This window comes from Spongiactinospora rosea, from assembly GCF_003315795.1.
GTDB lineage: Bacteria > Actinomycetota > Actinomycetes > Streptosporangiales > Streptosporangiaceae > Spongiactinospora > Spongiactinospora rosea.
The window spans coordinates 1-12,864 of record NZ_QMEY01000011.1; the positions used below are offsets into that span (position 1 = coordinate 1).

Sequence of the window (12,864 nt, forward strand, 5' to 3'; positions counted from 1 at the left end):
ACCCGTTCGCCGCTCGAGTACCCCGAAGGGCCTTTCCGCTCGACTTGCATGTGTTAAGCACGCCGCCAGCGTTCGTCCTGAGCCAGGATCAAACTCTCCAAACAATGCTTGAAGAACCATCATCCTGCACGAGACACCCACCCGGCTAAAGGGCGATAAGCGGCGTCTCGTTCAAAGGAATCCACCACCCCCACCAAATAAGGCGAGAGTGACGGGGTCATACATGTAATTCGTACATGCACTGGCTTTTAGCACACTGTTGAGTTCTCAAGAAACGGGCGCGTACACCGCCGAACCAGATCAGACCAGCCGACCCAGCCCTTCGGGGCTTGAAGCCTATTCCTCATTTTGTCGACCCCGTCTCCAGGGCAACCCTTCTAACTTACCAGGCCGTCCGATCCGCACCAAATCGGTGCGTCTTCGTCCTGCCGGAGCGATCAGAAGGTGTTCAGCGCCGAGGAGCGCTGCGAGAAAGACTGTATCACCCTGAACGGCCGCTCCAGCGCACCTTCCGGTAACACTCTGGTCTACCCGTGGTTGGCGATGGCTAAACCGCGGCCGGGCGAGCCGCACGGACCGAGCGCCGGCCGTACGGCTCACCTCGATGACGACCGCTCAGCCGCCCGCCGCAGGCAGGGCCGTGAGCTGGGCTTCCAGGCGGGTGATGTCGTCGGCGGCCTTGGCCGCGCGGGCGCGGACGTTGGCCACGACGTCGTCGGGGGCCTTGGCCATGAACTGGGCGTTGCCCAGCTTGCCCGCCGTCTGTGCGGCCTCCTTGCGGGCGGCCGCGAGGTCCTTCTCCAGGCGCTTGCGCTCGGCCGCCACGTCGATGGCACCGGCGGTGTCGAGTTCGACCGTCACGGAGCCGACCGCGAGGCGGGCCGTCGGGGTGAAGGTGTCCCCCGGCGGGTCCAGGCGCAGGAGGGTGCGGATCGCCGGCTCGTGCGCCTCCAGCGGGCCGCCGGTCAGGGACAGCCGGGCGGCCACCCGCTGGCCGGGCTTGAGGCCCTGGTCGCTGCGGAAGCGGCGGACCTCGGTCACCAGATCCTGGAGCTGGGCGATCTCGGTCTCGGCCCCCGGGTCGTGGAAGCGGGAGTCGGCCACCGGCCAGTGCGCGATCACGATGGACTCGCGGCCGGTCAGCGCCCGCCACAGCTCCTCGGTGACGAACGGCACCAGCGGATGCAGCAGGCGCAGCAGCGCGTCGAAGACGTGCCCGAGCACCTGCCGGGTGCCCGTGAGACCGGAGGAGATCTGGATCTTGGCCAGCTCGACGTACCAGTCGCAGACCTCGTCCCACGCGAAGTGGTACAGCAGGTCGCACGCCTTGGCGAACTCGAACTCCGCCAGCGCCGTGTCCACCTGGGAGGTGACGCCCTGCAGCCGGGACAGGATCCAGCGATCGGCGGCCGTGAGGTCGGCGGGCAGGTCGCCGACGGCCGCGCCGTTCATGAGCGCGAACCGGGCCGCGTTCCAGATCTTGTTGCAGAAGTTGCGCGATCCGGCCGCCCACTCCTCGCTGATCGCCACGTCGGCGCCGGGGTTGGCGCCGCGCAGCAGCGTGAAGCGGGTGGCGTCGGCCCCGTAGCGGTCGATCCAGTCGAGCGGGTCGACGACGTTGCCGAAGGACTTGGACATCTTCTTGCCGTACTGGTCGCGGACCATGCCGTGCAGCGCGACCACGTGGAACGGCGGGCGGCCGTCCATGGCGTACAGGCCGAGCATCATCATCCGCGCCACCCAGAAGAACAGGATGTCGTAGCCGGTGACGAGCACGGACGTCGGATAGAACTTGGCCAGCTCCGGCGTCTGGGCGGGCCAGCCGAGGGTGGAGAAGGGCCAAAGGCCCGAAGAGAACCAGGTGTCCAGCACATCAGGGTCCTGGACGTAACCGGCGGGCGGCTCCTCGTCGGGGCCGACGCACACGACCTCGCCCGCCGGGCCGTACCAGACCGGGATGCGGTGCCCCCACCACAGTTGCCGGGAGATGCACCAGTCGTGCATGTCATCGACCCAGTCGAAGTAACGCTTGGCCATCTCCGGCGGGTGGATGCGGGTGCGGCCGTCGCGCACGGCGTCACCCGCGGCCTTGGCGAGCGGGCCGACGTTGACGAACCACTGCAGCGACAGCCGCGGCTCGACCACCGTCTTACACCGCGAGCAGTGGCCGACGGAGTGCAGGTAGGGGCGCTTCTCGGCGACGATACGGCCCTCGGCGCGCAGCGCCGCGACGACGGCGGGCCTGGCCTCGAAGCGGTCCAGGCCCTCGAACGGGCCGTGCGCGGTGATCACGCCGCGCTCGTCCATCACCGCGACGGACGGCAGCGAGTGCCGGCGGCCGATCTCGAAGTCGTTGGGGTCGTGCGCGGGGGTGACCTTCACCGCGCCGGTGCCGAACGCCGGATCGACGTGCTCGTCGGCCACGATCGGGATCATGCGCCCGGTGAGCGGCAGCTCGACCTCGCGGCCGACCAGGTGGCTGTAGCGCTCGTCGGCCGGGTGGACGGCGACGGCGGTGTCGCCGAGCATCGTCTCGGCGCGGGTGGTGGCGACCACGATGGCGTCGTCGCCGCTGCCGTACCGGATGGAGATCAGCTCGCCCTCGTCCTCGGTGTGCTCCACCTCGATGTCGGACAGGGCGGTCAGGCAGCGCGGGCACCAGTTGATGATGCGCTCGGCGCGGTAGATCAGGCCGTCGTCGAACAGGCTCTTGAAGATCGTCTGGACGGCGCGGGAGAGGTTCTCGTCCATGGTGAACCGCTCGCGCGACCAGTCGACGCTGTCGCCGAGCTTGGTCATCTGGCCGAGGATCTTGCCGCCGGACTCGTCCTTCCAGCGCCACACGCGTTCGACGAACGCCTCGCGCCCGAGGTCGTGCCGGGAGACGCCGTCCTTGGCGATCTCGCGCTCGACGACGTTCTGGGTGGCGATGCCCGCGTGGTCCATGCCGGGGAGCCACAGTGTCTCCGCGCCGGTCATCCGGGCGCGGCGGGCCAGGGCGTCCTGGATCGAGTGGTCCAGCGCGTGGCCGATGTGCAGGGAACCCGTGACGTTGGGCGGCGGCAGCACCATGCTGAACGGCGCCCGCTCGCTGCCCGGGTCGGCGGTGAAGTAACCGGCGGATACCCAGCGCTCATAGCTCCGGGTCTCGACCTGGGCGGGCGTGTACTGGCTGGGCAGCTCGGCTGTCGGCTCTGGTGTCGGCGTCGTCACGGTCTCACATTCTAGGGACCTCGCCGGGGTCAGGCGGACTTCTCCCGGGGCGCGCGCTGCTGCTTGGCCTGGAGCTGGTCGCGCGGGACGAGGGTGGGGTTGACGTGCTCAAGGACCGAGGCGCGGTCGATGATCACGCGGGCGACGTCCTGGCGGCTGGGCACCTCGTACATCACCGAGAGCAGCACCTCCTCCAGGATGGCGCGCAGCCCGCGGGCCCCGGTGCCGCGCAGGATCGCCTGGTCGGCGATGGCCTCCAGCGCGTCGCCACCGAACTCCAGGTCGACGTTGTCCAGCTCGAAGAGCCGGCGGTACTGCTTGACCAGCGCGTTGCGCGGCTCGGTGAGGATCTGGATGAGCGCGTCGCGGTCGAGGTTGTGGACGCTGGTGATGATCGGCAACCGGCCCACGAACTCGGGGATCATGCCGAACTTCAGCAGGTCCTCCGGCATCACGTCGCCGAAGACGTCGGCGGAGTCGATCTCGTCCTTGGAGTGCAGGATGGCGTTGAAGCCGATGCCCTTCTTGCCGACCCGCGACTCGATGATCTTCTCCAGGCCGGCGAACGCCCCGCCGCAGATGAACAGCACGTTGGTGGTGTCGATCTGGATGAACTCCTGGTGCGGGTGCTTGCGCCCGCCCTGCGGCGGCACCGACGCGGTGGTGCCCTCCAGGATCTTCAGCAGCGCCTGCTGAACGCCCTCACCGGACACGTCACGCGTGATCGACGGATTCTCGCTCTTACGGGCGATCTTGTCGACCTCGTCGATGTAGATGATCCCCGTCTCGGCCTTCTTGACGTCATAGTCGGCCGCCTGGATCAGCTTGAGCAGGATGTTCTCGACGTCCTCGCCGACGTAACCGGCCTCGGTGAGCGCCGTCGCGTCGGCGATGGCGAACGGCACGTTGAGCATCTTGGCCAGGGTCTGGGCCAGCAGCGTCTTGCCGGAACCGGTCGGGCCGAGGAGCAGGATGTTGGACTTGGACAGCTCGACGCCGTCGTCACGGCCCCGCTCGCCGGACTGCACCCGCTTGTAGTGGTTGTAGACCGCCACCGAGAGCGCCTTCTTGGCCTTGTCCTGGCCGATGACGTAGGCGTCGAGGAACTCGTAGATCTCCCGCGGCTTGGGCAGGTTGTCCCACTTGAGCTCGGAGGACTCCGACAGCTCCTCCTCGATGATCTCGTTGCAGAGATCGATGCACTCATCGCAGATGTAGACGCCGGGTCCGGCGATGAGCTTCTTGACCTGCTTCTGGCTCTTTCCGCAGAACGAGCACTTCAGCAGGTCTCCACCGTCGCCGATGCGTGCCACCCCAGATACTCCTTTGCGTGGGACCGTTCTGCTGCCTGGTCCGTTTCTTTCGCCCCGGGCGGATACCGGGTGCGAAAAGTCATCCCGCTCAGGTTTCGACGTTACCGTCTTCCTGGCCCTCAGTGAGCCCCCTGGCGGCGAGTCGCACCGGAAGGTGCCCAATTGGGCACCGTTCCGGTGCACGCGACGCGTCAGGAAGCGATGGCCTTGGCCTGCTTCTTCCGCGTTGGGATGATGTCGTCCACCAGCCCGTACGCCTTGGCCTCGTCGGCGCTGAGGATCTTGTCGCGCTCGATGTCGCGCCGGACGTCCTCGGGCGACTTGCCCGTGTGCCTGGCCACGATCTCCTCCAGGAGGCTGCGCATCCGCAGGATCTCCCGCGCCTGGATCTCGATGTCACTGCCCTGGCCGCCGCCCTCGGTGGAGGGCTGGTGGATCAGCACCCGGGCGTTGGGCAGCGCGAAGCGCTTGCCAGGCGTGCCGCCCGCGAGCAGCACCGCCGCCGCCGAGGCCGCCTGGCCGAGGCAGACCGTCTGGATCTCCGGCCTGACGAACTGCATCGTGTCGTAGATCGCCGTCATGGCGGTGAACGACCCGCCGGGCGAGTTGATGTAGATGCTGATGTCACGGTCGGGGTCGAGCGACTCCAGCGTCAGCAACTGAGCCATGACGTCGTTGGCCGACGCGTCGTCGATCTGCACTCCGAGGAAGATGATGCGGTCCTCGAAGAGCTTGTTGTACGGGTTCATCTCCTTGACGCCGTACGTCGTGCGTTCGACGAACGAAGGGATGATGTAGCGGCCGTTGATGTCTCCCGGCCGGATCAACTCACTCACCTTTTGCCCTTTCAGGAGACGGCACCCGACGAAGGCACCTGCCGTGCGCTGCGCACGACCTGGTCGATGAAGCCGTAGTCCTTCGCCTCGTCCGCGGTGAACCAGCGGTCGCGGTCGGAGTCCTTTTCGATCTGCTCCAGCGGCTGGCCGGTGTGCGAGGCGATCCGCTCGGCCAGCGTCTTCTTGACGTAGAGCATCTGCTCAGCCTGGATGGCGATGTCCGCGGCGGTGCCGCCGATCCCGCCGGACGGCTGGTGCATCATGATGCGGGCGTGCGGCAGCGCGTACCGCTTGCCGTGTGCCCCGGCGCACAGCAGGAACTGGCCCATGGAGGCCGCCAGCCCCATGGCCACCGTGCACACGTCGTTAGGCACATACTCCATCATGTCGTAAATCGCCATGCCGGCGGTCACCGAGCCGCCGGGGGAGTTGATGTACAGGTAGATGTCGCGGTCCGGGTCGTCGGCCGCGAGCAGCAGCAACTCCGCGCAGATCCGGTTGGCGATCTCATCGTTGACCTGGGAGCCCAGCACGATGATGCGCTCACGCAGCAGCCGCTGGTAGAGCTGGTCTTCGAGACGGAAGGATCCGTTGGGCTGGTTCCTGGACTCGGGCTCGAAACCGGCCGGCTGATAGAGGGTCGGCGGGCTGGTCACAGCGTCACCTTCCGATGCGTCGTATATCGATTGGCTTTGCTTGTGACCCTAACGCGCGCCACGCACCGGACATGCCGCCTCCGTGATGCTGTTCGCTGTCGGCGCAGGTAGACGCGCGCCAGGCCGCATCACGGCGCGGGCGTGCCGCCGTGGCGGTCCTCAAGGTCCAGTTCATGGCCTATCCGGCGCAGGGTGTCCGCGCCGATCGTGCCGCTGGCATACAGTTCGTGGAGTTTTGACCGCTGTGCGGTGATCAGCTCCCGCCGCAGCCCGCGGCCGGGCGTGGCCGCCGCATGCGACGCGCGGTCCTCGTCCGGTCCGTCGCCGTCATCGTCGAGTACGGCACGCACCCTGTCCAGCCGAAGTTCGAAAAGTTGCCGGAAAACATCGGCCGTCTGATCGTCGATCTTCTGGTCGGCGGCCAGCCGGTCCAGCTCGGACATCGCCACCTCGAGCAGGGCCTCCCTGGCCGTCGCCTCCTCGACCACGGCCTCCCGGCCCTCCTGCAGGCCGAGCAGGCGCAGCAGCGGCCCGATCGTGGACGCCTGCACGATGAGAGTCGCCAGTACGACCACGGCGGCCAGGAACAGCAGCAGGGCGCGGTGTTCCGCGCTGAGCGGAATCGACAGGGCGATGGCCAGGGTGATCGCGCCCCGCATCCCCGCCCAGCCCATCAGCAGCCGGTCGCGCGGCCCCAGGTGCTCGAAGTCCAGCGAGCGGGCGGGCAGGAACCTGGCCAGCGGGAACACCAGCCAGGTCCATGCCTGCCGCACCGCGACCACCACGACGATCACCAGCACCGCCGCGACCGCCAGCCGCCCCGCGGACTGTCCCGCCACGCCCTCGAAGACCTTGTGGATCTGCAGCCCGAGCAGGACGAACAGCGCGGATTCCAGCAGGAACACCAGGACATCCCAGAACACCCGGCCGGACAGGCGTGAGGCGGGCTGGAGCATGCCGGGGCCGCGGATGCCGAGCATGAACCCCGTCACGATGGTGGCCAGCACGCCGGAGAACCCGAAGTGCTCGGCGGGGAAGTACGCGAGGAACGGGGTGACCAGGGATAGCACGATCTGCCCGCCGCCGTCCTTGATCAGGGGGCGCAGCCTGCCGATCGCCCAGGCCAGCGCCAGACCGTACCCGACACCGCCGAGCGCCACCTTGACCAGCAGCAACGCGGTCTCGCCCGCCGTGACCGGGTGTGCCAGCGCGGCCAGCGCCAGACCGAACAGCGTCAGCGCCACCCCGTCGTTGACCAGGCTCTCGCCCTCCAGGATGGTCACCAGCCGGCGCGGCGCACCGAGCTTTTTCAGCGTGGACGTCGCCGCCACGGGGTCGGTCGGCGCCACCGCGGCACCGAGCGCGAGTGCCTGCGGCCAGGTCAGCCCGGGTACGACCAGCAGGGCTGCGGCCATCACCGACAGGGCGGTGACGAGGGTGAGCCCGAAGGCCATCACCCCGATGGGGACCGCGTCCTCCTTGGCCTCCCTGGGGGCGGTGACGAAGGCGGCGTGGTAGACGAGGGGCGGGAGGAAGAAGTGCAGGACGACGTCAGGCGGCACATCGACCTCGGTCGCCCCGGGCAGAAAGCTGGCCGCCCCGCCGAGCGCGACCAGCACGATCGCCTCCGGCACCCCGAACGTCCGCCCGACCAGCCGTGCCGCCACCAGCGCCACCGCGAGTACGACGCCGATGACGAACACCTCGCCGCTCACCGCGACATCACCCCGTCAGCGCGCTCTGTCCCCCCATTGCCAAGAGGCCATATTCCCCACAAAAGCCAGTAAAGACCTCAAAACCTACGACAACACCCCCGGACCGCGAACGATCCGAGGGTGTACGAACGACGGCGGCCTCCGCCGCCCCAAAACAGCCCACCCGGACCACCGGTCCCCCGCCGTCAGGGCGATGACTTGGAACCCACTACCGGACAAGGGCGGGGACCACCGCATTGGGTGAGCCACAGCGGTCCAGGGCGACCGGGCTTCCTACAGGGCGGGTCTGTGGTGGTGTGGCGTGCGGCCGGTGGTCGGCCATCGTCCAAGCCTGGGACCCCGACTACCTACCTGACTCACCGCAGGCCCTCGACGGCGCACAGGGCGCCTGAGGGCGATCGTCCGGGCCGCCGCAGACGGCGGCCCGGAAGGCGTCACTCGGCGGCGGGCTTGGTCTCCGTGGAGTCCTCGTCGCCGGGGGTCTCGCCGGCCTCGGCGGCTTCGGTGGCCTCGGCCTCGTCCTCGGCCGGGCCGCCGATCTCGCGGTAGATGGCCTTGAGGTCGACCGGGTTGCCCTCCTCGTCCTTGACCGTGACGGCGTCGCCGACGACGGCCCTGGCCTTGTCCCGGACGATCTCGACCATGGCCAGCGTGAGCTGGTCGTTGTCGGCGAGGTGCTTGGCCAGCGCGTTGGGCGCGACGCCCATCTCGCTCGCCCGGCGGACCACGAAGTTGGTCAGCTCCGCCTCGGAGACGCCCAGCTCCTCCGCCCTGGCGATCTTGTCGAGCACGAAGCCGGTCCGCAGCGCCTTGGCCGAGGCCTCCTCGAACTCCTTGAAGCGCTCGTCCTCGGTGGTCTGGTAGAGGCGGTAGAACGCCTCCTTGCTCAGCCCGCTGTCGGAGATCTGGTGCTGGAGGTTGTGCTTGCGCGCGTCGATCTCGGTGTTGAGGGCGCTGTCCGGCAGCGGGATCTCCACCCGGTCGAGCAGCGCGTCCAGCGCCTTCTGGCGGGACTGGGCCACCTGGTCGATCAGCTTGTTGTGGCGGATCTGGCCGCTCAGGCTCTCGCGCAGCTCGTCGAGTGTGTCGAACTCGCTGGCCAGCTGGGCGAACTCGTCGTCCAGCTCGGGCAGGACCTTCTCCTTGACCGACTTCACCGAGACCGTGATCTCGGCCTCCTCGCCGGCGTTCTCGCCGCCGACCAGGGTGGAGGTGAAGACCTTCTGGTCACCGGCCGACATGCCGAGCAGCGCGTCGTCCAGGCCCTGCAGCACCGAACCGGCGCCGACCTCGTAGGACACCTCGCTGGCCTGCTGCTCTTCGATGTTCTGGCCGTCGACGGCGGCGGCGAGGTCCATCACGACGTAGTCGCCGGCGGCGGCCGGGCGCTCCACACCGGTGAGGGTGGCGAAACGCTGGCGCAGGCCGTCGAGCTGCTCGTCGATGTCGGCGTCGGTCACCTCGGCCGAGGGGACCGTGACCTCGATGTCGGAGTATTCGGGGACCTCGAACTTGGGCCGGACGTCGACCTCGGCGGTGAACTCGACCTGCTCGCCGTCCTCGATCTTGGTGACCTCGATCTCCGGCTGACTGACCGGGAAGATGTCGCTCTCGTCGACAGCCTGGCCGTACAGCTTGGGAACCGCGTCGTTGAGGGTCTCCTCCAGCACGACAGCGCGGCCGAAGCGCTGCTCGATGATGCGGGCAGGGACCTTGCCGGGGCGGAAGCCGGGCACGCGCACCTGCTGCGCGACCTTCTTGTACGCCGCCTGCATGCTTTCGCCGAGCTCCTCGAACGGCACCTCGACGGTGAGCTTCACCCTGGTGGGGCTGAGCTCCTCGACAGCGGTCTTCACGGGGTGGTCTCCTTGGTCAAGCTTCGAGTGATCGCGGGCGCGTCAAGTCGTGCTTTGTCGGTCGGTTCGGCCTCGCCGCCTGACGACCGGGCCGCGGACGACCCGCCGCTTCCGGCTCGGCTCTCCCCTCCCGCTCTACGGCTACCGCGGCAAGCTCGCGCGCCGCGCCCACATGAGCGGCGCTGTCGTCGGTCGCCTCGCGGACCCTGTCGCTTGCGGACATGCTCCAGCGCGGCGATGTCCAGCGCCGCAGGCCAGTCTAGGGCAGATATGCGGCGATGGGCGACGGCGCGGCAGTCAGATCTCCTTCATGACCTTAACGAGGATCTCCACGGTCTCCTCGGGCGTGGTGCTGACCGCGCACAGCCGCTCCATGACCTCGCTGTAACGATCGACGTCCTCGCGCTTGTCCAGGTACAGGGCGCTGGCCAGTTGCTCGACGTAGACCACGTCGGGCAGCTCGGAGTCGGCGAAGCGCAGCACGCTGAACGCGCCGCCCTCGGCGCTGTGCCCGCCGAAGCTGAACGGCATGACCTGGATGGTGATGTTGGGCTGGCGCATCAGCTCCAGCAGGTGTTCGAGCTGCGCCCGCATGACGTCGGCCCCGCCGATCGGCCGGCGCAGCGCCGCCTCGTCGATCACCGCCCAGAAGAACGGCCCGCCTTCGGTCTCCAGCACCCGCTGGCGCTCCATCCGCAGGTCGACCCGCCTGGCGATCTCGTGCGGGCCGATCGTGGCGGCCCCGGCGGTGATCACGGCGCGGGCGTACTCCTTGGTCTGGAGCAGGCCGGGGACGAACTGGACCTCGTAGGTGCGGATGCGGGAGGCGGCCTCCTCCAGCCCGACGTACGCCTGGAACCACGACGGCAGCAGGTCGTTGTAGCGGTGCCACCAGCCCGGCTCGTTGGCCCGGAGCACCAGGTCCATGACAGGGCGGCGGGCGCCTTCGTCCTCGACCCCGTAGAAGGTCAGGAGGTCGGAGACGTCGCGCTCCTTGAAGCCGACCCGGCCCAGCTCCATCCTGCTGATCTTGGACTCAGAGCCGCGGATCAGGTGACCCGCTTCCTCCCTGGAAATCCCCTTCGCCTCGCGAAGCCGGCGGAGTTGCGAGCCCAGGAGGATACGCAGAGCCGTGGGTCCTGCTCCCGGCTGTGTGTGCGTCACGACACCCTCCTGTCACGTTGCACCAGCGCACACAGTGTCACTACTTCCCGGGCCTATGGCAAGGTCTCAACCCCGTGTCCGATTCGCAAGCTTATCCAAGTACCGGCAAGTAACCGCCCATGCGCTTGCACAATGCACCTGCACGTGCATTTGGGTCTTGCAGCTCGCGATCAGGTGTCCCATGATGGCCTAGTGCATAGTGCGCTAAAGAGGGCACTAAGCCATAAAAGCGGTAGTGGTACATGTCTTCGCGAGGGACAGCGGGAGGTAACGGCAGCATGGTGGAGCAGCCGACGTCCACTGCCGACTGTCTACGGATCCACCACTGGGTCAGATTCCCGGACCTGCTGCACTTCCCCTCCAGCGAGACGACCACCACCCCGCTGTCCCCCCAGGCCGACTCGGTCAAGCTCGCCCGCGACGTGACCAGGACGACGCTGGGGACGTGGGGTTTCGGCGATCTCGGCGACGACGCCGCACTGGTGGTCTCCGAACTCGTCACCAACGCCGTGCGCTACGCGCTCTACCCCGATCAGTTCGCCGCGGGGCAGATCACGCTGACGCTGGTCCGGATCAGCCGGCACGTCGTACTGGCGGTCTGCGACCCGAGCGACAAGATCCCGGTGCCCAAGGAGCCCGACTTCATCTCCGAGAACGGCCGCGGCCTGTACATCGTGCAGACCTACAGCCGCGACTGGGGCTGGAATCACCTGGACACCGGCGGCAAGGCCGTGTGGGCGCTGTTCAGCCACGAGGAGACCGGCCGCCGATAGGCGGCGGTCCCCGTCGGGGCGGCGGGATTTGAACCCACGACCTTCTGGTCCCAAACCAGACGCGCTGCCAAGCTGCGCCACGCCCCGCGACGCCCGGTGCGCAAGCCTTCCGGAACTCCGGTACGCTTACGCCCTGACGACCGGATGAAGTCTAGACCAGACGACGACCGGCTCGCGCGGACGTAGCTCAATGGTAGAGCCCCAGTCTTCCAAACTGGCTACGCGGGTTCGATTCCCGTCGTCCGCTCCACGGCCTTCGGCCTCCGGGCGCAAGCCGCCGCTTTCCGCTTCATTTACGCAGGTCAAGCGCCATTTCCCGGCCCGGGAACAACCTCACTGCCGATCGGGTTTCCGCCCATGCCGTACATGCGGCGCGGGACCGCTGGGCATCAGGAGGACGTGATGGGCGATTACGGACTACCGCTGGAATTCGGCTATTTTCTCATCCCGAACGCCGACGACCCGCTGCTCGAACGCGCGCGGCTGGCCGACCGGCTCGGGCTCGACCTGATCGGTGTGCAGGACCACCCCTACCAGCGGTCGTACGTCGAGACCTGGACGCTGCTCAGCATGGTGGCGGCGGTGACCGAGCGGATCAAGGTGTTCCCCGACGTGGCGAGCCTGCCGCTGCGCCCGCCCGCCGTGCTGGCCAAGGCCGCGGCGAGCCTGGACGTCCTCAGCGGCGGCCGGATGGAGCTGGGGCTCGGGTCCGGTGCCATCTGGGACGCGATCGAGGCGTACGGCGGGCCGCGCCGCACCACGGGCGAGGCCAGGGCGGCGCTGGACGAGGCGATCACGATCATCAGGGGCCTGTGGTCCGAGGAGCGCTCGGTGCGCTTGGAGGGTCAGCACTACCGGGTCTCGGGGGCCCGGCCAGGGCCGGCGCCCGCCCACCCGATCGGGATCTGGCTCGGCGTGTACGGGCCCAAGGCGCTCGCGCTCACCGGCGCGCGGGCGGACGGCTGGCTGCCCTCCTCGCCCTACGCGCCGCCGGACCGGCTGCCGGAGCTGCACGCGCGCATCGACGAGGCCGCCGCCGCGGCGGGCCGGGAGCCGAGCGCGATCAGGCGGATCTACAACATCAACGGCACGATCACCGACGGGCCCTCCGAGGGCTTCCTGCACGGCCCGCCCGAGCAGTGGGCCGAGGAATTGACCGACGTGGCCGTCGGATACGGGATGGACTCCTTCGTCCTGTGGGCCGAGGGCGACCAGGAGACGCAGTTGCGGCGGTACGCCGAGGAGGTCGTCCCGGAGGTGCGCGAGCGGGTGGCGCGCGAGCGCAAAGGCTGATCGAGGCTTCCGTGACGCCGGGCGGCGGAGGAAAGTGGTGGAGGT

9 protein-coding genes, 2 tRNA genes and 1 rRNA gene are annotated in these 12,864 nt (G+C 68.5%); 3 read left to right on the forward strand and 9 right to left on the reverse strand.

From position 1 onward, the window contains the following. From DP939_RS23825 to DP939_RS23860, 8 genes are all read right to left on the reverse strand, one after another. Positions 1-104 (reverse strand): 16S ribosomal RNA (locus DP939_RS23825); the annotation flags it as partial. Between the two features lie 511 nt (positions 105-615). Next, positions 616-3,213 carry a valine--tRNA ligase gene (locus DP939_RS23830; protein WP_113982995.1) on the reverse strand — a complete coding sequence of 866 codons (2,598 nt, stop codon included), beginning with the start codon at positions 3,211-3,213 and terminating at the stop codon, positions 616-618. Between the two features lie 29 nt (positions 3,214-3,242). Beyond that, positions 3,243-4,526 carry an ATP-dependent Clp protease ATP-binding subunit ClpX gene (gene clpX / locus DP939_RS23835; RefSeq protein WP_113982996.1) on the reverse strand — a complete coding sequence of 428 codons (1,284 nt, stop codon included), beginning with the start codon at positions 4,524-4,526 and terminating at the stop codon, positions 3,243-3,245. A 191-nt stretch (positions 4,527-4,717) separates the two neighbouring features. Beyond that, on the reverse strand, positions 4,718-5,362 hold the full coding sequence (locus DP939_RS23840; RefSeq protein WP_113982997.1) for an ATP-dependent Clp protease proteolytic subunit: 645 nt from the start codon (positions 5,360-5,362) through the stop codon (positions 4,718-4,720). Positions 5,363-5,373: 11 nt separating this feature from the next. Beyond that, positions 5,374-6,018, reverse strand: coding sequence for a ClpP family protease (locus DP939_RS23845; protein WP_113982998.1), 645 nt, complete (start codon positions 6,016-6,018; stop codon positions 5,374-5,376). Positions 6,019-6,146: 128 nt separating this feature from the next. Beyond that, entirely contained in the window at positions 6,147-7,733 is a 1,587-nt protein-coding gene (locus tag DP939_RS23850) for a Na+/H+ antiporter (RefSeq protein ID WP_113982999.1), read from the reverse strand. Positions 7,734-8,167: 434 nt separating this feature from the next. Then, entirely contained in the window at positions 8,168-9,589 is a 1,422-nt protein-coding gene (gene tig, locus DP939_RS23855) for a trigger factor (protein ID WP_113983000.1), read from the reverse strand. A gap of 297 nt (positions 9,590-9,886) precedes the next feature. After that, positions 9,887-10,753 carry a helix-turn-helix domain-containing protein gene (locus DP939_RS23860; RefSeq protein WP_113983001.1) on the reverse strand — a complete coding sequence of 289 codons (867 nt, stop codon included), beginning with the start codon at positions 10,751-10,753 and terminating at the stop codon, positions 9,887-9,889. A gap of 278 nt (positions 10,754-11,031) precedes the next feature. Here DP939_RS23860 and DP939_RS23865 point away from each other — a divergent pair, with 278 nt between their 5' ends. Further along, positions 11,032-11,526, forward strand: a complete 495-nt coding sequence (locus tag DP939_RS23865) for an ATP-binding protein (protein ID WP_113983002.1) — start codon at positions 11,032-11,034, stop codon at positions 11,524-11,526. Positions 11,527-11,539: 13 nt separating this feature from the next. On the opposite strand, the gene DP939_RS23870 is transcribed toward DP939_RS23865, so the two are convergent. Next, positions 11,540-11,613: transfer RNA gene (locus DP939_RS23870), tRNA-Pro, on the reverse strand. Between the two features lie 89 nt (positions 11,614-11,702). On the opposite strand from DP939_RS23870, the gene DP939_RS23875 reads away from it, so the two are divergent. Both DP939_RS23875 and DP939_RS23880 read left to right on the forward strand, forming a co-directional pair. Beyond that, positions 11,703-11,776, forward strand: a tRNA-Gly gene (locus DP939_RS23875). A 152-nt stretch (positions 11,777-11,928) separates the two neighbouring features. Continuing rightward, positions 11,929-12,819: an LLM class flavin-dependent oxidoreductase gene (locus tag DP939_RS23880; RefSeq protein WP_113983182.1), complete on the forward strand. Its 891-nt coding sequence runs from the start codon at positions 11,929-11,931 to the stop codon at positions 12,817-12,819. Positions 12,820-12,864: the final 45 nt, after the last annotated feature.